At 63.7% G+C, this 21147-nt stretch carries 21 protein-coding genes; 11 read left to right on the forward strand and 10 right to left on the reverse strand.

The window, feature by feature from the left end; genetic code table 11:
* Positions 1 to 86 precede the first annotated feature (86 nt).
* The 6 genes from JI748_RS10320 to JI748_RS10345 all read left to right on the forward strand — a co-directional run bounded on the left by JI748_RS10320 (position 87) and on the right by JI748_RS10345 (position 5777).
* Positions 87 to 836, forward strand: a complete 750-nt coding sequence (locus tag JI748_RS10320; RefSeq protein WP_201630107.1) for a sulfite exporter TauE/SafE family protein — start codon at positions 87 to 89, stop codon at positions 834 to 836.
* Between the two features lie 13 nt (positions 837 to 849).
* Entirely contained in the window at positions 850 to 1761 is a 912-nt protein-coding gene (locus JI748_RS10325; protein ID WP_201630108.1) for a LysR family transcriptional regulator, read from the forward strand.
* Between the two features lie 119 nt (positions 1762 to 1880).
* Positions 1881 to 2798 (forward strand): siderophore ABC transporter substrate-binding protein, encoded by a 918-nt coding sequence (locus JI748_RS10330; RefSeq protein ID WP_201630109.1) that lies wholly within the window; start codon positions 1881 to 1883, stop codon positions 2796 to 2798.
* A 213-nt stretch (positions 2799 to 3011) separates the two neighbouring features.
* Positions 3012 to 3971 (forward strand): ABC transporter permease, encoded by a 960-nt coding sequence (locus JI748_RS10335; protein WP_201630110.1) that lies wholly within the window; start codon positions 3012 to 3014, stop codon positions 3969 to 3971.
* A gap of 94 nt (positions 3972 to 4065) precedes the next feature.
* A complete protein-coding gene (locus JI748_RS10340) occupies positions 4066 to 5022 on the forward strand; it encodes an iron chelate uptake ABC transporter family permease subunit (protein WP_201630111.1) in 957 nt (318 codons plus the stop codon).
* Positions 5019 to 5777, forward strand: coding sequence for an iron ABC transporter ATP-binding protein (locus JI748_RS10345; RefSeq protein WP_201630112.1), 759 nt, complete (start codon positions 5019 to 5021; stop codon positions 5775 to 5777). The genes JI748_RS10340 and JI748_RS10345 overlap by 4 nt, the downstream gene beginning before the upstream one ends.
* On the opposite strand, the gene JI748_RS10350 is transcribed toward JI748_RS10345, so the two are convergent.
* From JI748_RS10350 to JI748_RS10375, 6 genes are read right to left on the reverse strand one after another with little or no spacing between them, the layout of a single operon-like run.
* Positions 5758 to 7497, reverse strand: coding sequence for a diguanylate cyclase (locus tag JI748_RS10350; protein WP_201630113.1), 1740 nt, complete (start codon positions 7495 to 7497; stop codon positions 5758 to 5760). The genes JI748_RS10345 and JI748_RS10350 overlap by 20 nt on opposite strands.
* Before the next feature lie 53 nt (positions 7498 to 7550).
* Positions 7551 to 8378 carry a sugar phosphate isomerase/epimerase family protein gene (locus JI748_RS10355; RefSeq protein ID WP_201630114.1) on the reverse strand — a complete coding sequence of 276 codons (828 nt, stop codon included), beginning with the start codon at positions 8376 to 8378 and terminating at the stop codon, positions 7551 to 7553.
* A 15-nt stretch (positions 8379 to 8393) separates the two neighbouring features.
* Entirely contained in the window at positions 8394 to 9224 is an 831-nt protein-coding gene (locus JI748_RS10360) for an amidohydrolase family protein (protein WP_201630115.1), read from the reverse strand.
* Positions 9225 to 9233: 9 nt separating this feature from the next.
* Entirely contained in the window at positions 9234 to 10295 is a 1062-nt protein-coding gene (locus tag JI748_RS10365) for a D-TA family PLP-dependent enzyme (protein ID WP_201630116.1), read from the reverse strand.
* On the reverse strand, positions 10292 to 11053 hold the full coding sequence (locus JI748_RS10370; RefSeq protein ID WP_201630117.1) for an SDR family oxidoreductase: 762 nt from the start codon (positions 11051 to 11053) through the stop codon (positions 10292 to 10294). Before JI748_RS10370 ends, JI748_RS10365 begins: the two co-directional genes overlap by 4 nt.
* Positions 11054 to 11437: a RidA family protein gene (locus JI748_RS10375; RefSeq protein ID WP_164533593.1), complete on the reverse strand. Its 384-nt coding sequence runs from the start codon at positions 11435 to 11437 to the stop codon at positions 11054 to 11056.
* Between the two features lie 149 nt (positions 11438 to 11586).
* Between JI748_RS10375 and JI748_RS10380 the strand changes: the two genes are divergently transcribed.
* A complete protein-coding gene (locus JI748_RS10380) occupies positions 11587 to 13047 on the forward strand; it encodes a M81 family metallopeptidase (protein WP_201630118.1) in 1461 nt (486 codons plus the stop codon).
* A gap of 124 nt (positions 13048 to 13171) precedes the next feature.
* Here JI748_RS10380 and JI748_RS10385 read toward each other — a convergent pair whose 3' ends face one another.
* Together JI748_RS10385 and JI748_RS10390 are read right to left on the reverse strand one after the other, a co-directional pair.
* Positions 13172 to 13615, reverse strand: a complete 444-nt coding sequence (locus JI748_RS10385; RefSeq protein ID WP_201630119.1) for a nucleoside deaminase — start codon at positions 13613 to 13615, stop codon at positions 13172 to 13174.
* A complete protein-coding gene (locus JI748_RS10390) occupies positions 13612 to 15321 on the reverse strand; it encodes an alpha/beta hydrolase (protein ID WP_201630125.1) in 1710 nt (569 codons plus the stop codon). The genes JI748_RS10385 and JI748_RS10390 overlap by 4 nt, the downstream gene beginning before the upstream one ends.
* Before the next feature lie 94 nt (positions 15322 to 15415).
* On the opposite strand from JI748_RS10390, the gene mutL reads away from it, so the two are divergent.
* From mutL to JI748_RS10410, 4 genes are all read left to right on the forward strand, one after another.
* Positions 15416 to 17185, forward strand: coding sequence for a DNA mismatch repair endonuclease MutL (gene mutL / locus JI748_RS10395; protein ID WP_201630132.1), 1770 nt, complete (start codon positions 15416 to 15418; stop codon positions 17183 to 17185).
* Positions 17182 to 17691, forward strand: a complete 510-nt coding sequence (locus JI748_RS10400; RefSeq protein WP_201630134.1) for a metallophosphoesterase family protein — start codon at positions 17182 to 17184, stop codon at positions 17689 to 17691. Before mutL ends, JI748_RS10400 begins: the two co-directional genes overlap by 4 nt.
* 120 nt (positions 17692 to 17811) lie before the next feature.
* Positions 17812 to 18111, forward strand: a complete 300-nt coding sequence (locus JI748_RS10405) for a type II toxin-antitoxin system RelE/ParE family toxin (RefSeq protein ID WP_201630143.1) — start codon at positions 17812 to 17814, stop codon at positions 18109 to 18111.
* Positions 18112 to 18123: 12 nt separating this feature from the next.
* Positions 18124 to 18429, forward strand: coding sequence for a HigA family addiction module antitoxin (locus tag JI748_RS10410; RefSeq protein WP_201630145.1), 306 nt, complete (start codon positions 18124 to 18126; stop codon positions 18427 to 18429).
* Positions 18430 to 18515: 86 nt separating this feature from the next.
* On the opposite strand, the gene edd is transcribed toward JI748_RS10410, so the two are convergent.
* Complete coding sequence (gene edd, locus JI748_RS10415) at positions 18516 to 20330, reverse strand: phosphogluconate dehydratase (RefSeq protein ID WP_201630147.1); 1815 nt, start codon at positions 20328 to 20330, stop codon at positions 18516 to 18518.
* A gap of 120 nt (positions 20331 to 20450) precedes the next feature.
* Positions 20451 to 21146, reverse strand: coding sequence for a 6-phosphogluconolactonase (pgl, locus tag JI748_RS10420; RefSeq protein ID WP_201630155.1), 696 nt, complete (start codon positions 21144 to 21146; stop codon positions 20451 to 20453).
* Between the last annotated feature and the right edge of the window lies 1 nt (position 21147).

Below are 21147 nucleotides of genomic sequence, written 5' to 3' on the forward strand. Positions count from 1 at the left end.
TTTTCGGCTGTGGTGCGCCGCTCCCAGCATGGCCCCTTGCTTAAGTCGCGGTAGCGCTTTGCCCTGGCAAGGCGCATGGGAGGTCCATGATTGGTTTTGTTGTTCCGGCGCTGGTCGCCCTTGCGGTCTTCCTCACGTCCACGCTTTCCGGCGTTTTCGGCATGGCGGGAGGATTGATCCTCTTGGCGATCCTGTTGACGATTCTGCCCGTCGCGACGGCGATTGCCGTTCAGGGAGCGATCCAGATCGTCGCCAATGGATCGCGCGCGTGGTTCTCGCGCGAATTCATCGATTGGCCTGCGCTGGGCTTTATCTGCATCGGCTTGGCAGCTGCCGCGATCGCTCTGTTTATCCTGCGTTATACGCCTGATCTTGCCACGGTGTGCATCGCCATCGGGCTGATGCCGATCCTGGTCTGGATCCCCAAGCATTGGCTGTCGCTCGACGCCACCAAGCCGGTGCACGCCTTCTTCTGCGGCTTTCTCGCGGGCGGCCTCAACCTGGCGGTCGGCGTCTCGGGCCCCACGGTCGACATCTTTTTCATCCGCACCGAAATGGACCGGCGCAAGGTGATCGCCACCAAGGCTGCGACGCAGGTGATCTCGCACGGGGTCAAGGTCGTGTTCTACTCCACCCTCGCCACCGCCATGGCCTGGGGCGACTGGGTGATGGTGCTGATAGCAGCGCCCTTTGCGGTCGCTGGCACCAATCTTGGCTATCACCTCTTGCAGCGGCTGACCGATGTCGGCTTCCGCAAATGGACGCGCTGGATCGTTACGGTGATCGGCGCCTATTATCTCCTGCGCGGCTTGAGCTTGCTCGCGGGCATGCAATGAGTATGGTGCCCGAATGGCACCGTTCGACAGCGTTACTGCACGCCTGATTTTGCTTTTGGCCGAGACCGGATCGATCGGGCGGGCGGCGGAGCGTGAGGGCATCGCCTCCTCCGCGGTCAGTCGCCGCGTGTCCGACCTCGAAGCGCGTCTGGGCGTCGTTCTGTTCGACCGCTCGGCTCACGGCGTGAGATTGACAACGGCTGGCGAGGCCTATGCCGGCGGTTGCCGCACCGTGTTGCGCTCGATCGCCGATCTTGATGCCATCATGGACGATTTCGGCTCCGGGCAGCGCGGAAGCCTGCGCCTTGCCTGCACCAGTTCTGCCCTTACCGGGCGCCTGCCGGAGCTTCTGGCCAAGTTCGCCGGCAAGCATCACGGCATCGACATTGCCATCAGCGAAATGGGGGCGGCAAAGGCGCTTCTGGCGCTGGACGAAGGCCAGGCGGATGTCGCCATCGTTTCCGACAATTACGATTTCTCCCGCTTCGATATCCGCCCCTTCGAGGACGAGCGGGTATGGGTACTGGTGCCGCCCGAACATCCTTTGGCGGCTCAAATCGAGCCGCGCAAATCGTTGCCCTTCGATGCGGTGCTGCCCCATGCGATCGTGGGCATCCACCACGCCGGCTCGCTCAACCGCCTCCTCGTGGAAGCGGCGGAAAAAAGCGGCGTCGCCTTGACGGAAAGCCTGCGCGTCGAGAGCTTCCCTGCTCTGGTGCGCATGGTGGAAGCCGGGTTCGGCATCGGCTTTCTCAGGTCGACGAGTCTTCATCTCCTCGCTGGCACGGACCTTGTCTGCGCTCCCCTGGCCGAGCCCTGGGCCATGCGGCAATTGCTGGTGGCGCGCCGCAAATCGAGCCCGCTTTCGGCCGCGATGAAAAGTTTCATGGCGCTCGCCAGCGAAACTTATCTTCCGAGCGTGTAGATAACAGGACAATAGGTCTCAGCTTTTCTTTTTGACAGCCGCGTGAACGCACGGCTAGGAAAACGGACACGCGCTGTCACCATTTCGGCGCCTCCCGCAATTTCCTTAGGAGCACTCGCTTGAGCGCGCTTTTCCGCACCACCGCCCTCCTCGCCACCCTTGTCGGCGCCTTGTCTCTGACCCCGGCTTTTGCCCAGGACAAGGTGATTTCCACCCCCCAGGGTGACGTGACGATCGCCCGCGTGCCCGAAAAAGTGCTGGTCCAGGATTGGGCCGTCTTCGATGACCTCAGCGCCATGGGCGTCGCGGTCGCCGGCGTGCCCTCCTCCAATGCGCCGACTTATCTCGCCGACCAGATCCCGGCCGACGCCATCCAGATCGGCTCGCTGTTCGAGCCCGATTTCGAAGGCATCGCCGCGGCGGAAGCCGACGTCTATTTCGTTGCCGCCCGTTCGGCAGCGGCCTTCGAAACCTCCAAGGACATCGTCCCCACCATCGACCTTTCGGTCGATAACACCGATATCGTCGCCGGCGTCAAAGCCAATATGGTTAAGCTCGGCGACATCTTCGACATGGCCGACCACGCGACGGCGCTCAATGACGAACTCGATGCCAAGCTGGCCGAAGTCAAAGCCGCGGCCGAAGGTAAGGGCACTGCGCTGGTGCTGGTCACCAATGCCGGCAAGCTCGGCGTTTATGGCCCCGATTCGCGCGTCAGCTGGATCTACAACAATGTCGGCATGGCGTCGGCGCTGGCCGACGTGGCCGATGGCGACCATGGCGGCGATGCCGTCTCGTTCGAATTCCTGCTCGAAGTGAACCCGGACTGGGTCTTCGTGGTCGATCGCGACGCCGGCACCGGCGAGAATGCCGGCTCGGCCGAAGCGCTGCTCGACAACGAGCTCTTCAACCAGACCACGGCAGCCAAGGAAGGCCAGATCGTTTATCTCGATCCGCAGGCCAGCTACATTTCCATGCACGGCTACCAGGGCGTCATGCTGCTGCTGGACCAGGTTCTGGAAGGTCTGAACGGCTGATTTACAACTGCCCGCTTGCCGGGACGATTGGTCTTGCGCCTCCCTCCCCCTTGAGGGGAGGGATCGAGGGAGGGGGTCGTGTAGTGGATTACAGAACCACCCCCTCCCCACCTCCGCTACGGCCTTGGCCTAGCTTCGGTACTCTCCCCTCAAGGGGGAGGGTGGGCACGAGCCGATAGTCTGTCGGACGAGCAGGTCTATTAGGCCCCTACTTTGCCGCTTCTTCTCGCCATCCTCGTCACGGCCCTCCTCGCCCTTGTCAGCCTCTTCGTCGGCGTCAGCGATGTGTCGCTGCCTGCTCTTCTGGCGGGAACGGCGGAGCCGCGGGCGGTCGAGGTTTTTATCGTCAGCCGGGTGCCGCGGACGCTGGCATTGGTTTTGGCCGGGGCGTCGATGGCGATTGGCGGATTGGTGATGCAGATGGTCGTCCGTAATCGCTTCGTCGAGCCCTCCACCACCGGCACCAGCGAATCGGCCGCTCTTGGCTTTCTCACCGTGACGCTGCTTGCGCCGGGCTGGCCGCTGATGGCCAAAATGGCCGTTTCGGCCCTTTTCGCGCTGGGCGGCACGGCGCTTTTCTTGCGCATCCTCAAAGCTGTGCCGTTACGCGACGTGCTCCTCGTGCCGCTGGTCGGCATCATGCTGGGCGGGGTGATCGGCGCGCTGACGGCCTTTATCGCCTATCGCGTCAACCTCATGGCGTCGCTCCTTGCCTGGAACATGGGCGACTTTTCCGGCGTCATCCGCGGGCGCTACGAGCTCTTGTGGATCGGGCTCGTCTGCTGCGTCCTCGCCTATGTGGCTGCTGATCGCTTCACCGTTGCCGGCATGGGCAAGGATTTCACCACCAATCTGGGCCTCAACTACAAGCGCGTCATGACACTGGGGCTGGTGATCGTCTCGCTGGTCAGCGCCGTAGTGCTGGTTTCGGTCGGCTCGATCCCATTTCTTGGACTGATCGTGCCCAATATCGTCAGCCTCATGGTCGGCGACAACATGCGGCGCACCGTGCCCTGGGTGACCGTCGGCGGCGCGGCCATGGTCCTGGCTTGCGACATCGTCGGAAGGCTGATCCGCTTCCCCTATGAGATCCCGATCGCCGTCGTCATGGGTGTCGTGGGCGCGGCCGTTTTCCTTTATCTGCTGCTGCGGACGCCGCGCCATGCAGCATAAGTTTTCCAGTAGACCTCATCCTGAGCTTGTCGAAGGACAAGGTCGTGGCACCAAAGCCTCCACTCGCTCGACCTCGTGGTTCGACAAGCTCACCATGAGGTCTTCAAGGCCGGTGATCGTCCTCTTGGCGCTGGCCCTGTTGGCTCTCCTGTCCATCACGCTCTTTATGACCCTGGGCGCCAAAGGCAACTGGAGCTTCGTGCTCGGTTTCCGCGGCAAGAAGCTGCTCTCGCTCCTGCTCGTCGCCTATTCAGTCGCCGTGTCGACGGTGCTGTTCCAGACCGTCACCAACAACCGCATCCTGACGCCCTCGATCATGGGCTTCGATGCGCTTTATGTCCTGATCAAGACTTCGGTCGTGTTCTTCCTTGGCGTCGGCGCTCTCACCTCCATCGATAGCCAGTTGCAATTCGTGGTCGAAGTGCTGGCCATGGTCACTTTATCGGGCCTGCTTTTCCGCTGGCTGTTTCTGGGCGAAGAGCGAAGTCTCCATCTCCTCGTGCTCGTCGGCATCATCTTCGGCATCCTGTTCCGCTCGCTAAGCGCCCTGATGCAGCGCATGCTCGATCCCGGCGCCTTCAACGTCTTGCAGGACACGATGTTTGCCAGCTTTGCGACCACCGATCCGACGCTGCTAGGCATCTCCACGGTGATCGTTCTCGCCGTCAGTGTCGTGGGCTTTCGGCTGATGCACAGCTTTGACGTGCTCTCGCTCGGACGGGCGCATGCGATCAACCTCGGCGTCGACTACAAGCGCACCGTGGCCATCATTCTCGTCCTGGTGGCAATCCTTGTTTCCGTGTCGACGGCGCTGGTGGGCCCGGTCACCTTTTTCGGCCTTCTCGTCGCAACGCTGGCGCATGGCCTGATCGGACAGAGCAAGCACCGCTATGTGCTGCCTGCTGCCGTGCTGTTGGCCATCTTGGCATTGGTAGGCGGGCAGACGCTTTTGGAGCGGGTGTTCGCTTTCGACACGGCGCTGTCGATCATCATCGAGTTTTTGGGCGGCGCCGTCTTTATCTTCCTCGTCCTCAGAAGGTCCGCGCGATGATCGTCGCCAGCAATGTTTCGAAAAGCTATGGCGCCGCGTGCGTGGTCGACGGCGTGTCGCTGCAACTGCCCAAGGGCGGGATTACCTCGATCATCGGACCCAATGGCGCGGGCAAATCGACCCTCCTCTCCATGGTCAGCCGCCTCATGGCCATGGATGCGGGCACGGTGACGGTGGGCGGGCTCGATGTCAGCAAGGCGCCGAGCGACGAGCTGGCGCGGCGGCTGTCGATCCTGCGGCAGGACAATCACATGACCGCCCGGCTCACCGTGCGCGATCTCGTCTCCTTCGGGCGCTACCCCTATACCAAGGGCAGGCTGACGATCGACGACAAAAAACATATCGAGCGGGCGATTGAGTATCTCGACCTCCAAGCCCTGTCGGAGCGGTTCCTGGACGAGCTGTCCGGCGGGCAGCGGCAGCGCGCATTCGTCGCAATGGTGCTGGCGCAGGACACCGATTACGTGCTGCTCGACGAGCCGCTCAACAGCCTCGACATGAAGCATGCCAGCGCCATGATGAAGCTGATGAAGCGCGCCGCGGTGGAGCTGGGCAAAACCGTGGTTCTCGTGCTGCATGACATCAACTTTGCCGGCTGGTATTCGGACTATATCGTCGCGATGAAGGATGGACGCGTGGCGGCGCAGGGCCCGGCGGCGGAGATGATCCAGGCGCAGGTGCTTTCCGATATCTATGAAATGGAAATCGCCGTGCACGAGATCGGCGGCCAGCGGATCAGCGTTTATTACGGGTAAGCATGGAGGAGAAGGCGACGACCCGTCCCCTGCCCTCGGCCTTGGCCGCATAGCAGGCCGCGTCGGCCTCACCCATGAAACCCAGTGGTGACGCGGGGTCCCGACCGATCGTCGTAACGCCGGCGCTGGCGCCGACTCGATATTCCCGGCCAGCCCAGCTGAACAGCAAAGCCGCAATGCCGCGCGCGGCCTTCTCGGCCACGCGCATGCCATCGGCGAGGGATGTGCCCTCCAGCAAGAGCACAAATTCGTCCCCGCCGATGCGCGCGACCACGTCGTGGCTGCGGCACGTGTCGCGCAGAGTGCTCGCCACCTGCCGCAGCAGCGCGTCGCCTGCTGCATGACCCGCGGTATCGTTGACGGGCTTGAAGTGGTCGAGATCGATATAGACGAGGCAAGCCGTTCGATCCTGATGCCGACACGCGGCGATGACGCGTTCCAGCGATTGCTCGAACGATGCTCGGTTGGTCAGCCCGCTCAAGGCATCGTGGCTCGCCGAGTAGGCCAGCTGACGCTGCATCATGCGGCTCTGCGACACGTCCTGGAAGACGAGGACGGCGCCGGCCCGCGAACCGCCATCGGTGCGGACGGGAGCGGCCGTGCAGCGCACGTCCCGCACCGAACCATCGCGATTGGTAAGGATGGCGTCATCATCGACCCGCACCGGCTGATCATTCTCGAAGCACGACCAGACCGGGCAATCGATGACCTGGCCGGTCCGTTCGCTATGGATGCGGAAGACCTGGTTGACCGCCATACCGCGCGCTTGTCCAATCGTGAAGCCGGTCAGCTGCTCGGCGGCCGGGTTCATGAACTCGATATAGCCTCGCGAGTTCGCGGAGATCATGCCATCGGCAACGGATTGCAGCGTCAGGCGCAAGCGCTCTTTTTCAGCGGCAAGATCCTGCTCGACCGTCTTGAGGAGAGTAATATCGGTGTCAGTGCCGACGGTGCGCGTCGGATTGCCATGCTCGTCCCATTCGATCGGGCCGCCGCGGCTCAGGATCCAGATATAGCCGCCGTTGCGCGTTTGCTCGCGATATTCGAGCGCCTCAAAATTCTTGTCGCCCTGGTGCTGCCGGTCCGCTTCCATCACCAGACGATCGCGATCATCGGGATGCACCCGCGCCAGCCACGACGCGCGGTCGCCATCGACCTGTTCTTCGGGCGAAATGCCACGCATGATGCGCCACATGCGCGAGTAGAACATGGTATTGCGGCGAAGGTCGTGGTCCCACACACCCTGGCGCGCGCTTTCCAGCGCATTGTTCCAGCGGCTTTCCGAATAGGCGAGCGCTTCCTCGGCCCGTTTCTGGAGCTCGATGCTGGTGAGCTGCACGGTGATGTAGTCCGCACCGCTGGTCACGCCCGGGAAGCGGGAGGCGGCCAGCATCACCCAGATCGGATGCCCATCGGCATGGCAGAAGCGGTGCTCGCCCCGATAGGTCGTGACTTCGCCGCGCGCCAGGCGATCGAACTGGAGGCGGAGGCCGACTTGTTCTTCAAGAGGAACAAGGTCGATCAGTTTGCGCGGCTGCTCGGTCACCTTCTCGATCGCGAGAAGATCTTCAATTGCCCGATTGGAATAGATCAGCTCGCCCTTGGTCGTGGCGACGACCATGCCAACGGGTGCAGTGTCGAGCACGCGCGTCAGCGCCTCGACCGTGGAGGTCTGCTGCTGCTCGCCTGGTGCCGAAGATTTGGGGCGCGCCTTTGTCATGGCCGCCATCATCGGACGATCGGCCTTAATAGATCGCTTCCGCGGAGATCAAATCAGCTGATGCGGCTGCGTATAAAGTCGCGCTCTTCGGCCAATCCATGCCATTCGCTCGGGTGATCGGCGTCGAAGATCAGCGTGTACGGCCCCCTATAGCCTGCGTCTTCGGCAATCCCGACGCACTGGCCGTAGTCGGCTTCATCCAGGGCCCCGGCGGGGAAATCGGTCTTGGCGTGGCAAAGTTCGGCGCGCGGGAAGATCGAGGCGAGGCCCGCATATTTGTCGGCGCCCTTCCAGTTGCCGAAATCGGCAAGCAGGCCGACCTGCCCCTCCAGCCGGTCGAGCAGCTCGTGCACGGCCGCCGGCGTCGACAGGAGGTCGAACCAATTCTCGGTGACGAGGCGCAATTTTGAGCCGGCATTGACGGCCAGCAATTCGCGAAATCCAGCGACGGACCGGGCCAGCGCCTCGGGCGAATAAGGCTGCTTGCCGGCGATGATCCGGGCATTCTCGGCGCCGAGCTGATGCGCGACCTCGAGCCAGCCGGCGATCCAACGCGTGTCGCGCTGGCCATTGACCGGATCGGTCATATCGCCCGCGTCGATCAGCAGCGTCTGCAGCGTGACCTTCGCTGTATCGAGCTGGTTGCGCAGTTCGGCAAGGTAGACGGGATCGCGGCTGCGCAGGTGAAAGGAAACGATCTCGAGCCGGTGGTAGCCGTGGTTCGCCAGCACCGAGGGCAGGCCCAAGAGCGACTCGTCGCCCTCGCCATAGGTGTCCTCGCCATCGCTCACCGCATCGGTCGAAAGATCATGCGGATAGGTGGTGCCGAGGAGGCGGTGCAGCGACCAGGTGGAGACGGCGATGCGATTGTCGGCGGCCATTTGGTTCTCCTTGGGTCAGACCCAGTAGATGCGCTCGGCATTGCGATGAAAAAGTGCGGCCTGTTCGTCGTCGCTGGCCTTCGCCACGACCGCCCGGGCCGCATTGACCCAGTCGGTCAGCGTGCCGCCCGTCGTCGTCGCGACCGGATGGTCGGAGCCCCAGACGACGCGGTCCCAGCCAAAGCTTTCGATCATGTGCTCGATATAGGGGCGCAGCGTTTCGGCGTCCCAGCCGGGCGCGCAATGGTTGACGAGGCCCGAGACCTTACCGGCGACATTTGGCAGCGCCGCGACCTCGGCCAGCGCCGTGCGCCAGGGGTCGAGCCCCTCTCCCGCAATGTCGGGATTGCCACAATGATCGAGCACGAACTGCAACTCCGGCAAAAGCTTCGCCAGCCGCACGCCCAGATGAAGCTGGTCGGCACGGAGGCATAGATCGAAGGTCAGGTTCAGCGGAATAAGGCGCTTGAGGTTGTCGGCAAAGATCGGCGCCAGGCTAACATCGTCCGGCACTTCATGAAGAATGCGCCGCAAGCCCTTTACCTTGCCGCCCCCTGCATCGAGCGTGCGATCCAGCAGTGCGGCAAAATTCTCGCCTTCCGGGCGGCAGGCCGCGACGGCGCCGACGATGCCGGGAAGGCCTACGACAAAGGCCGTTTCTCGCTCGATATCGGCTTCGGCAACATCGACTTCCATATGGAGCGCCGATTCGATGCCCAGCGCCCTGGCCTCGGCGAAATAGGCTTCGGCGGTCCAGGGCTTGTTGAGCTTGTGGCCCGGCCCGATCCACTCATAGCTTAGCCGGTCGGGATAGATCAGGTGCAGGTGGGTATCGAGGATGCGCATCCCCTATGGCTAGTCCACCCTGCCCCGCGCCGCAACGGGGACCGTTTCGACCAGCGCGCCATCGCGGATGAGATGAACGTGGTCGAAAAGGTTGGTCACCGGGCAGCAGTGATTGGGGATGATGCGGATGACATCGCCGATCCTGGGCTTTTGCGCGCAGGCGGAAACGTCGATCGTGCCGTGTTCTTCGCTGAGACCGACAACCCTGGCGTCGGGATATTCGACGACATGGCCATGGCCGACGAGACCGAGCAGGTCGCTGGTCAGTGCCTTGGAGCCCGCATCGATGATGGCGCGGTTTTCGGTCGGCCGCGAGACGATTGTGGCGAGCACGGTCAGCGCGCAATCCTCGAAGGTGGCGGCGCCGGCGGCCACTTGCGAGCGATCCATATAGATATAGGTGCCCGGCCGGTATTCGGTGGCGGGACCGGCCTCGGCCATATGGCCGATATCCGGCGTGCCGCCCGTGGTGATGGCGGGGAGGTCGACGCCCGCCGCCTCGAACAAGGCCTTGGCGTCTGCCAACCACGCGGCCGCCTCGCGATATTTACCCGCGGCGGGATAGGTCATCAGCCCGGCAAAGTGGAGGCCGGGGTGGCTCGCTATGATGCGCGCCAGATCGAATGCCGCCTGCGCCGACTGCACACCGCAGCGCCCCATGCCGGTGTCGCATTCCACGAACACGCCCAGCTTGTGGCCGGGATCAGCGAAGGTTTCCGTCAGACCCGCAACCGTTTCGGCGCTGTCGGCAACGGTGCGGATGGTGACGCGGTCATGCAGCGCCTTGAGGCGCGCGCGCTTGGCGGCGCCGATGATGTTGAAGGTGAGAAGCAGATCGTTGAGACCGGCATCGGCCATGACCTCGGCTTCGCCCAGCTTTTGCACGGTGATGCCGACGGCGCCCAGTTCGACCTGGCGCTTGGCAAAAAGGGGAAGCTTGTGCGTCTTGATATGCGGGCGCAAGGCAATCCCTGCCGCATCGGCCGCCGCCTGTGCCTTTTTGAGATTAGCCTCGGAGCGATCGAGATCGATGAGGACGGCGGGCGTGTCTATATCGGTAAACTGGGTCATTGCGCTCTGAGCACTTCATCGACGAAGCGGAGGTTGCCGGCAAGGAGCCCGGCATCGACAGGCACGGTGACGCCGGTAATGCCGGAGGCGGCGTCGGAAGCAAGGAACAGCGTCGTATTGGCGACTTCCTCGGGGCTGACCATGCGGCCTAGGGGATAGTGCGGCAACACCTTGTCGAGGAGGCGCGGATCGCCTTCGAGCCGATGGTCCCAGGCCGGGGTGCGAACCGAGCCGGGCGCGACCACATTGGCGCGCACGCCGCGGCCGCCCAACTCCACGGCGATGGCCTTGGCATAGGCCACGAGGCCCGCCTTGGCGGCGGAATAGGCCGGATTGCCGAAATGCTGGAAGGCATTGACCGAGGAAATGAAAACGACAGTGCCGGAGCCGCGCTCGGCCATGGCCTTGCTGATCGGATCGACTAGGGCATAAGCCCCGTTGAGATTGATCGCCATTTCGCTTTGCCAAACCGCATCATCGAGCTGGCCCAGATGTTCGGCGCGGGTGAAGCCGGCATTGGCGATGACCACGTCGGGGGCGCCATGCGTCGCGATATCGGCAAGCACCGCGGCGCGCGTCGCCTCGGCATCGGACTGGTCGAAGACTAGCTCGCGGGAGGCCGATAGCTCGATGATCGGCTCGCGATCGGCCGCGATGATCCTGGCGCCAGCGGCATGAAATGCCTGCACCAGCGCGCGGCCGATGCCGCCGCCAGCGCCAGTGATCAGAACGCTTTTGCCTTCCAGCCCCAAATGCATTTACGGACCCTTATAGGCGACGCAGTCGATCTCGACCTTGCAATCGACCATCATATGGCTCTGCACGCAGGCGCGGGCCGGCGGGTGCTCGCCGAAATAGCTCTTGTAGACGGCGTTGAAGCTCCAGAAGTCGCGCGGATCGTCGAGCCAGACGCCGCAGCGGACGACATGCTCGAGGCCAAAACCGGCTTCTTCGAGAATGGCGATGACGTTTTTGATGGTGAGATGGGTCTGCTCGATAATGCCGGTGCCGACGATCTCGCCGTCCTTCATTGGCACCTGGCCTGAAACATAAAGCCAGCCACCCGCTTCGACGGCACGCGCAAAGGGAAGGTTCTGGCCACCGGCCCCGGACTTTTCTGCGCCATAGCGGATGATCGGCATGCCTGCTCCTGAAAGTAAATTTCGTTTGTTGAGCCATTGTAGAGCGAAAAGGCGTATATCTGGCAAGTGGGCATGCAAAACATGAAAATTTCTTACGTGATCGTGGCGCCGGGGTCGTGTAGCGTGCGGGCACAAGAAAAAGGTGCCCCTTGCGCATTTTCACTGCCGCCCTCGCCACTGAGACCAATACGTTTTCCCCCATTGCCGTCGACAAGCGCGCCTTCGAGGCATCGCTTCATGCCAAGCCGGGCCAGCATCCGGCGACGCCGACACTCTGCACGGCGCCGATTACGGTGGGTCGCGAAGTCTGCGCCCGAGAAGGCTGGACCTTGATCGAGGGAACAGCCAGCTGGGCCGATCCGGCGGGGCTGGTGGCGCGGGCAACCTATGAAGAGCTGCGCGACGAAATCCTGGGCCAGCTCGAAGCGGCGATGCCGGTCGATGCCGTGGTCCTCGGGCTTCATGGCGCGATGGTGGCGCAGGGCTATGACGATGCGGAGGGAGACATCCTGACACGCGTGCGCGCCCTCGTCGGGCCAGACGTGCTGGTCTGCGCGGAACTCGATCCGCATAGCCACCTTACCGGGAAGCGTGCGGCGGCCGCCGACTTCTTTGTCTACTTCAAGGAATTTCCCCATACTGATTTCGTCGATCGGGCGCGCGATCTTTGGAATATTGCGGCACGGACGCTAAGGGGCGAGGTGCGGCCGGTGATGAGCGTCTTCGATTGCCGCATGATCGATGTATTCCCGACCTCAAAGCAACCGATGCGCGGCTTTGTCGACCGGCTTTTCGCGCTCGAGCAAAGCGAGCCGGGCCTGTTGTCGCTCTCGGTCGTGCACGGTTTCATGGCCGGCGACGTGCCGGAAATGGGCACCAAGGTCATCGCCGTGACCGACAATCAGCCCGAACTTGGCGGGGCGCTCGCCGAGCGCCTCGGCCGCGAGCTTTTTGCCATGCGCGGCACGTTCATGGTCAGCCAAGTCGACGAGCAGACCGCGGTGGACGCCGCCATCGCAGCGCCGCGCGGGCCGGTGGTGATCGCCGATGTATGGGACAATCCGGGCGGTGGCACGGCGGGGGACGCGACGGTTATCCTCGGCGAGCTGATCCGGCGCGGCGTCCAGGATGTGGCGGTGGGAACGATCTGGGACCCGATCGCCGTGCAGATCTGTTTTGCGGCCGGCGTCGGCGCGCAGATCCCGTTGCGCTTCGGCGCTAAATCGGCGCCGATGACGGGCAATTCGATTGACGCCGTGGTGACGGTCAAAGCGCTGCGCAACAACGCCGAAATGCGCTTTGGCGAAAGCTTTGCGCCCTTCGGCGACGCCGCCTGGGTAAGCTTTGACGGCATCGACGTCATCCTCAATTCGACCCGGGCGCAAAGCTTCGACCCAAGCCTTTTTTCAGTGATGGGAATCGATCCCACTTTGCGCAAGGTGCTGCTGATCAAGTCGACCAATCACTTCTACGATTCGTTTTCGAGGATCGCGTCGGAGATCGTTTATTGCTCGGCTGGAAAGCCTTATCCGAACCGGCCGGCCGAAACGGATTATCGCAAAGCGCCAAGGAACATATGGCCGATGGTGGAGGATCCTTGGGCTCATTGAAGGCCCCCTCACCCGGCCTTCGGCCGACCTCTCCCCCATGGGGAGAGGTGTCGCTGCGCGACCGTTGAGCACCCACCCCTCCCTTCGGGGGAGAGGTCGCCGCGAAGCGGCGGGTGAGGGGGCCTTAGCGCAGCTTCCTGAAAAACGCCGTCAGCATCGCCTCTGCCCTGCCCGCCGAAACCCCGCCGATCACCTCCGGATGGTGGTGACAGGTCGGCTGATCAAACAGGCGGATGCCGTTCTCGACGGCGCCGGCCTTGATGTCCTCGGCGGCAAAGTAAACACGGCGCAGGCGGGCGTGGGCTATGGCTCCGGCGCACATGGCGCAGGGCTCGAGCGTCACGTAGAGGTCGCAGCCATCGAGGCGGCCGGTATTGCGTGTCGCCAAGGCAGCGCGGATCGCCAGCATTTCGGCATGCGCCGTCGGATCGCGCAGCGCCTGCATGCGGTTGCGGTCAGCGGCCAGGATGCGCGTGCCGTCCATGATCACGGCGCCGATCGGCGCCTCGCCGACATCGGCGGCCTCCTGGGCAAGGCGCAGGGCAAGGTCCATCGGGCTTTCGGTCATGGCTCACCCGCAGCATAACGTTCGGTGCCTATAGCAGCTTTCAAGGCCCCAATTTCCGCTGCCGTCCAACCCTGAGGCTGGGTCACTTCCATCCAGGCATCGATATAGTGCTCGGGCGCATAATTGTGCCCGTAGCCGAGCGGCGCGGTCTGCGCCAGCGCCGTATCGAGCGCCAGTTGCAGGAAGGTGATGAGCGGATACCAGTTGAGCGCCGGGGAGACGTCGGGCCCGCGCGGCCAATCGAGCCAGGCCGGCTTTTGCCAATCGGCGGCAAAGGAAAAAAAGACGATGGGGTCGCTGGCATATTGGAGAAACACGATACGCATCGGCCCCCACGCCACCGCGTCCCAGCCTTCGGCGCCGGATTGGTTCATGAAGCGGATGGACGACGAATTGCCGAAGCGCGGCAGCCAATAGGGCGTGCCGGGCTGGCGTCCCTCCGTCATCCGGCTCCAGACCGGACTGGAAAATGGCGGGCCTGCCCAAAGCGCACCCTGGAACGGATCGGCTAGGACATTGTAGACCGTGGTCGAGTTCTGCGACGCGAGCGCGCCGAGGCTCAAGCCATAAAGATAGAGGCGCGGGCGCGCATCGCGCGGCAGTTGCGTCCAGAAATTATAGACGGCGTTGAACAGCGCCTGCCCGGTTTCGGCGCCATATTCGGGCTCGACCAGCAGCGACAGCGCGCTGGTGAGATAGGAATATTGCACGGCAACGCTGGCGACATCGCCGCCATGCAGCAGTTCGAGCGTGTCGATGCCCGCTGGATCGACCCAGCCCGTGCCCACCGGCATGATGAGGACTAGGACGGAGCGCTCGAAGGCGCCGATGCGCTGCAGCTCCGCCAGCGCCAGCGCCGCCCGGGCTTCCGGCGTTTCGGCGGAGCGCAGGCCGACATAGGTGCGGAGCGGTTCGATCGCAGGCTTGCCCGTTAGCGCGGATATAGCCTCTGCGGTTTGGCGGGTGCGAAGGTAGGGTCGCGCGTCGCTGCCGATGGTTTCCCAATCGATCAGCGATTGGCTGCTGCCGCTTTCATACCAGAGCGAAGGCGGCTCCTGGTCGGTCGAGACCAGTTCATCGAGGCCCTGGTAAAAGGCATCGGCGGCCCGTAGGGCATTGCGCCAGAAAAGATTGTTGACCAGCGATCCGACCACGATCGCCACCAGAACCGTGGCGAGGACCGCAGCGGCACGCGGCGGCAACAATGGCGCAAGCCAGCGCCAAACCAGGCGGATCAGCGTCACCAGGAGCTTGCCCAAGACCATCAAGGCCGCAGCGATCGGCAGCGCCACGGCAGCGATCACCAAAGGCTGGAAACCATCGACCGGCGGCAGGCCCATGACGGCGCGCACGGAGTTCTGCCAAAGGCTCGAATAGCTCAATCCGAGCAGCACGAGGCCAAGCGCGAGGAGCGCAACCAGCGCCCCGAGGATGCGGGTGACCCGCCCCGGTGGCACTTTGAGGCCCAAAAAGCCCCAGAGCCAGTGGCCGAGATTGCCCGCGCCATAACCCACGGCAAAGCAGCAGCCGGACAGAATGCCTTGGACGCTTTCGGTGCGCGGCAGGAGCGAAGGCGTAAGCGACAGCGTGAATGCCACGGCGCCAAGCAAGAGACCGGGCATGGAGAAATGATGCGCCGTCACATCCCAAAGGGCATTGGCGCGGCTGGTCCAGCTCGCCTTGTGGGATGGATGGGTGACGCTCATGATTTAGCTCAAGCGGGAATCCGGGCGTGGGTCAACCACCGGAGTGGGAAGAGCGCCGCCCCTGCCCTATATTGGTGACCCAGGAGAGTCGCCCTTGCCGATACGCCAACTACCCGAGGACCTGATCAACCGCATCGCCGCCGGCGAAGTGGTGGAGCGGCCCGCCAGCGTCGTCAAGGAGCTGGTCGAGAACTCAATCGATGCCGGCGCGCGGCGCATCGTCGTCACCACCGCCAATGGCGGCATGGACCTGATCCGCATCAGCGATGACGGCCACGGCATGGATCGGCAGGATCTTTTGCTGTCGGTTGAACGGCACGCCACCTCCAAGCTCAGCATGGACGACCTCGACGATATCCGCACCCTTGGCTTCCGCGGCGAGGCGCTGGCCTCGATCGGGTCGGTCGCGCGGCTCTCGGTGGCCTCGCGAACCGCCGATGCCGAGAGCGGGTTGGTGCTGGTCGTCGACAATGGGCGCCGCTCCGGCCCCATGCCGCAGGCGATGAACCGTGGCACGGTGATCGAAGTACGCGACCTCTTCGCGCAGGTGCCGGCGCGGCGCAAATTTCTCAAATCCGCCCGGGCGGAAGGCGCCGCGATCACCGACGTGGTCAAGCGCCTCGCCATGGCCAATCCGCAGGTGCATTTCGTGCTCGAGGGCACGGACCGCACGGCGAGCAACTGGCCTTCCGTCGGCGAAGGCGCGCTACAGGCCCGGCTCGGCCAGGTCATGGGCGCCGATTTTGTCGAAAACGCCGTCGTGCTCGCAACGCAGCGGCATGGCATCGTCGTTGCCGGCATGGCGGGGCTGCCGACCTATACTCGCGCCAATTCGCTGTCGCAGTTCTATTTCGTCAACGGCCGCTCGGTCCGTGACAAGGTGCTGGTCGGCGCCGTGCGCGCGGCCTATGCCGACTACACTTTCCGCGACCGCTTTCCGGTCGTCTCGCTCTATGTCGCCATCGACCCGGCCGAGGTCGACGTCAACGTCCATCCAGCCAAGGCCGAACTGCGCTTCCGCGACCAGGGCGCCCTGCGCGGCGCGGTGATCACCGCGATCGGACAGGCCCTCGCCGCAGCAGGGTTCAAAGCTTCGACCACGGTCGCCGAAGACATAATTGAAGCCTTCAAGGCGCCGGAAATGGCCGAAACACCGGCGCGCAGCGGCTGGGAGCCACAAGCGACACCGATCGCCCGCCTGGCGCCAGGCGAACAGCTGCAGGGTTTCGCCGAACCCAGCGCCCGCGTCGAGCGCTTCGAACCAGTGGGCGACGTCCCCGACTATCCGCTCGGCACGGCCCGGGCGCAGATGTTCGACAACTACATCATCGCGCAAAATGGCGGCGGGCTCCTCCTCGTCGACCAGCACGCCGCGCATGAACGGCTGGTCTATGAGCGCTTCAAGGCCCAGATGGCGTCCGGCCCCGTCGCGAGCCAAAGGCAGCTGATCCCGGTGATCGTCGAGCTGCCCGAAGAGGATTGCGGGCGCCTCGAGGAAGCCGCGCCCGAACTCGAGCGCTTCGGGCTTTACCTCGATCGCTTCGGCCCCCGCGCCATCGCCGTGCGCGAGACACCGGCCCTCCTTGGCACGACCGACATTGCCGGCCTCGTCCGCGATCTTGCCGATGGCCTTGCCGAATGGGACAGCACCGCGGCCCTCTCCGACCGCATGGAGGCCATTATCGCCCGCATGGCCTGCCACGGCTCGGTGCGCTCGGGCCGGCGGCTTCGCGTCGACGAGATGAACGCGTTGCTCCGCGACATGGAAGCCACGCCCCATTCGGGCCAGTGCATCCACGGCCGCCCGACCTATGTCGAGCTCAAGAAGGGCGACATCGAGCGGCTGTTCGGGCGCAGCCGATGACTCTCTGGTTCACCAGCGACACGCATTTTGCCGATTCCCGTGTTCTCAAGATCGACCGCCGCCCCTTTGCCAACATGGCGGAACACGATGGGGCCCTGATCGCGAACTGGAACGCGCTCGTCGCACCCGAAGACGAGATCTGGCACCTGGGCGATTTCGCGCGCGGCACGACCGAGGAGGTCGAGGCGGTCCTGGCGCAGCTCCACGGCACCAAGCACTTGGTCATCGGCAACAACGATCCGGAGCCGACGCTTTCCGCTAAAGGCTGGGCCAGCCTGCAGCACTACCGGGAAATGCGTATCGACGGGCAACTCTTTATCCTCTGCCACTACCCATTCCGAACCTGGAACCAGATTGGCAAAAAGTCGATCAACCTCCACGGCCATTCACACGGCAAGCTGACCCCGGTCACGCGTCAATTCGACGTCGGCGTCGACCCGCAGGGACTAAGGCCGCGGCGGATCGAGGAGATCGTCGTGTCACGGAGAAAGACCAAGGCTGGCTAGCCCAGGCGAAATCCTTTGGGTAATTAGTCAAACGCCGCAAATCCTCTTGCGATGACCAGTTCCGCTACTAACCATACGTACTGGTACCCACGTATCAATTCGTGATACGTATATCACCCAATGGCCTGCGGGTTGACCGTGATCGCATCTTTCAAAGGCAAATTCGCGCAAGCCGTATCGGCGGGAGAGTGTCCGAAGGGCTTTCCTTGCGAGGTCCTTCGATCGGCTCAGCGCAAGCTGGCGGCGTTAGCGTCAGCCACTGTTTTGGCTGATCTCCGCGTACCTCCGGGTAATCGTCTGGAAGCGTTAACCGGCGACCGCTCAGGTCAACACTCCATCCGTGTAAACGACCAATGGCGCATCTGTTTCCGGTGGGCGGACGGGCGCGCGGAAGATGTCGAGATCGTGGATTATCATTGAGAGGATGTATCGATGACCATCAGGATCACACCACCAGTTCATCCCGGTGAGTATCTGCGCGAGGAACTTCTGGAGCCGCTGGGCCTGACTTCCTACGCCCTCGCTGCCCGTCTTGGTGTGCCGCGCACCCGTATCGAACGACTTGTCCGCGAAGAAACCGGCGTCACACCGGATACAGCGTTGCGGCTGGGACGGTTCTTTTCCATGACACCGGAATTCTGGATCAACATGCAGGGGCTCTACGACTTGACCGTCGCCGAGGCCGCTGCTGCAGAGGCTTTGCGTGCTATCGAGCCGATTGTCCTGCCGGCTGCTTGAAACGAACGAGACGGAAAGTCCCCCTCATCAGCCCTCCGGGCACCTTCTCCCGCGAGGGGAGAAGGGAGGTCGAGAGTGCGGGACGCTCAGTTAAAAACACTCGCCCCTCTGTCCGCAACGCCCACCAGGCTTCTGAAGCCCGCAAAGAGGTCGCGGCCCATGCCAAAGTGTTGGCTGCGGAGGTCTTCGGTGGCGGGGGTGCGGCTGAAGAATTCCTTTTCGTCGCCGAGGAAGGTCAGCGTGCCTTCATTGGCATCGAGGCGGATCAGGTCGCCGTCGCGGATCTTGCTGATCGGGCCGCCGTCGACTGCTTCGGGGGTCATGTGGATGGCGGCCGGTACCTTGCCCGAAGCGCCGGACATGCGGCCGTCGGTCAAGAGAGCCACCTTGTGGCCGCGGTCTTGGAGGACGCCGAGCGCGGGGGTCAGTTTATGCAGCTCCGGCATACCGAGCGCCTTGGGGCCGGAGAATCGGACCACGGCAATGACGTCGCCGGTCAACTCGCCTGCCTTGAACGCAGCCTGCAACCCTTCCTGGCCGTGGAACACACGGGCGCGAGCTTCGACCACGCGGTGCTCGGGCTTGACGGCCGAGACCTTGATGACCGAGCGGCCGAGATTACCGGTGAGGAGTTTGAGGCCACCGCTGGGCTGGAACGGGGTCTTGGTCGAGGTCAGGACCTTGGGCAGCGCCGACTCTGCCGGGGCCTGTTCGAAGCTCAGCTTGTCATCGAGCAGCTTGGCTTCGACCGTGTAGTTGGACAAGCCATCGCCCCAGACGGTCTTGACGTCTTCATGGAGGTGTCCGCTTTCGAGCAGCTCTTTGATCAGGAAGCCCATGCCGCCGGCGGCGTGGAAGTGGTTCACGTCGGCAACGCCATTGGGATAAACGCGGGCCAAGAGCGGCGTTGCGTCCGACAGATCGCTCATGTCATCCCAGGTGACCTGAATGCCGGCAGCGGCGGCCATGGCGATGATATGCATGGTGTGGTTGGTGGAGCCGCCGGTGGCGTGAAGCCCGACAAGGCCGTTGACGATGGCCTTTTCGTCGAGCACATGCCCGATCGGCGTATAATTGTTGCCAAGGCTGGTCAGCGACAATGCGCGCTTGGTGGCCTCGCGGGTCAGCGCATCGCGCAGCGGGGTGCCTGGATTGACGAAGCTTGCGCCAGGCAGATGGAGACCCATGATCTCCATCAGCATCTGGTTGGAATTGGCGGTGCCGTAGAAGGTGCAGGTGCCGGCCGAATGATAGGACTTCGATTCGGCTTCCAGCAGTTCGGCGCGGCCGACCTTGCCTTCCATATAGAGCTGGCGGACGCGGGACTTCTCATCATTGGGCAGGCCCGAGGGCATGGGCCCGGCGGGCACGAAGACGGCCGGCAGGTGACCGAAGGCTAGGGCGCCGATGACCAGGCCGGGCACGATCTTGTCGCAAATGCCGAGGTAAACCGCGGCGTCGAACATGTTGTGCGACAGAGCAATGGCGGTCGACATGGCAATGACGTCGCGGCTGAACAGCGACAGGTCCATGCCCGGCTGGCCTTGCGTCACGCCATCGCACATGGCCGGCACACCGCCGGCAACCTGGGCCGTGGCGCCGATCTCGCGCGCCGCTTCCTTGATGATATCGGGATAAAATTGATAGGGCTGATGAGCCGAGAGCATGTCGTTGTAGCTCGTGACGATGCCGAGGTTCAGCGTCTTGTTGCCGGCCAGCGCTGCCTTTTCGGAAGGCGAGCAGGCGGCAAATCCGTGGGCGAGGTTGCCGCAGGAGAGTGCTGCGCGATAAACGCCCTGCTCCTTGGCGATGTCGAGGCGGGTAAGGTAGTCGCGGCGCGTGTCGCGGCTGCGCGCCGCGATACGATCGGTCACGTCCTGGATGGCCTGACGGACGGTCATGGGTCACTTCTCCATAAAGGCAAGGCGCGCCAGAAGGGGGCCGCTGGCGCGGTAATCCTTGCGTCGATTGGGTGCCCAGTCAGCGGCCGGTGCGGTCGATTGGGGACCGCACCAGGAGTCTCATGGGCACCAGTAAACTGTCACCGGCGCATTTGAGCGCAGGACGGCGCGGATCGGCATGTCCGCCACCGGACCATCGCCGAGCGCGGCGTCGAGTACAGAGGCTTTTTCGTCGCCTTCGATGTGGAGGTAGAGGCCGTCGGTCTCGAGCAGCCGCGGCAGGGTGAAGGTGATGCGCGGTTCGCCGGCGCCGGGGGCCCGGATAGCAAGGGTCGGGCCCTCGGCCGTCAGCGCCTGATGAAGCGTGTCGCCGCCGGGGAAGAAGCTGGCCGTATGGCCGTCATTGCCCATGCCGAGAATGACCGCAGCAAAGGGCTTTGGCAGTTCGGCCATCAAGGCATTGGTCTTGGCGACCGCAGCGTCGGTGGGTTCATCGCCACCGGAATAGAGCGGAAAGAAGCGCGCCGTGGCGGCGGGACCCTGCAGCATCTTTTCATTGACGAGAAGGGCGTTGGACCGGTCCGAGGTCTCGTCCACCCAGCGCTCGTCGACCAGCGTGACGATGACCTTGTCCCAGTCGATGTCCTTGGTCTTGCCAAGCACCGAGAAGAACTTGCCCGGCGTCGAACCGCCGCTGACGGCGATGGCCGCGGTGCCGCGTTCGGCGATGGCGGCGCGGATGCGGTCGGCGACCGATGCAGCCAGTTCCTTGGCGAGGGTGGCCTTGTCGGCGAAGGAGCGGCGGTCGATGGTCACG

The organism is Devosia rhizoryzae (assembly GCF_016698665.1).
GTDB classification, from domain to species: Bacteria; Pseudomonadota; Alphaproteobacteria; order Rhizobiales; family Devosiaceae; genus Devosia; species Devosia rhizoryzae.

Excerpts from the sequence above, each read along its gene's own strand:
- JI748_RS10405 (WP_201630143.1), top strand. The coding sequence starts at position 17,812 with ATGGCCTGCGGGTTGACCGTGATCGCATCTTTCAAAGGCAAATTCGCG.
- JI748_RS10360 (WP_201630115.1), bottom strand. The coding sequence starts at position 9,224 with ATGCGCATCCTCGATACCCACCTGCACCTGATCTATCCCGACCGGCTA.
- JI748_RS10355 (WP_201630114.1), bottom strand. The coding sequence starts at position 8,378 with ATGGCCGCCGACAATCGCATCGCCGTCTCCACCTGGTCGCTGCACCGC.
- JI748_RS10385 (WP_201630119.1), bottom strand. The coding sequence starts at position 13,615 with ATGACCGAAAGCCCGATGGACCTTGCCCTGCGCCTTGCCCAGGAGGCC.
- JI748_RS10365 (WP_201630116.1), bottom strand. The coding sequence starts at position 10,295 with ATGACCCAGTTTACCGATATAGACACGCCCGCCGTCCTCATCGATCTC.
- JI748_RS10325 (WP_201630108.1), top strand. The coding sequence starts at position 850 with ATGGCACCGTTCGACAGCGTTACTGCACGCCTGATTTTGCTTTTGGCC.
- JI748_RS10345 (WP_201630112.1), top strand. The coding sequence starts at position 5,019 with ATGATCGTCGCCAGCAATGTTTCGAAAAGCTATGGCGCCGCGTGCGTG.
- JI748_RS10390 (WP_201630125.1), bottom strand. The coding sequence starts at position 15,321 with ATGAGCGTCACCCATCCATCCCACAAGGCGAGCTGGACCAGCCGCGCC.
- JI748_RS10370 (WP_201630117.1), bottom strand. The coding sequence starts at position 11,053 with ATGCATTTGGGGCTGGAAGGCAAAAGCGTTCTGATCACTGGCGCTGGC.
- JI748_RS10340 (WP_201630111.1), top strand. The coding sequence starts at position 4,066 with ATGAGGTCTTCAAGGCCGGTGATCGTCCTCTTGGCGCTGGCCCTGTTG.
- JI748_RS10410 (WP_201630145.1), top strand. The coding sequence starts at position 18,124 with ATGACCATCAGGATCACACCACCAGTTCATCCCGGTGAGTATCTGCGC.
- JI748_RS10320 (WP_201630107.1), top strand. The coding sequence starts at position 87 with ATGATTGGTTTTGTTGTTCCGGCGCTGGTCGCCCTTGCGGTCTTCCTC.
- JI748_RS10400 (WP_201630134.1), top strand. The coding sequence starts at position 17,182 with ATGACTCTCTGGTTCACCAGCGACACGCATTTTGCCGATTCCCGTGTT.
- JI748_RS10350 (WP_201630113.1), bottom strand. The coding sequence starts at position 7,497 with ATGACAAAGGCGCGCCCCAAATCTTCGGCACCAGGCGAGCAGCAGCAG.
- edd (WP_201630147.1), bottom strand. The coding sequence starts at position 20,330 with ATGACCGTCCGTCAGGCCATCCAGGACGTGACCGATCGTATCGCGGCG.
- JI748_RS10375 (WP_164533593.1), bottom strand. The coding sequence starts at position 11,437 with ATGCCGATCATCCGCTATGGCGCAGAAAAGTCCGGGGCCGGTGGCCAG.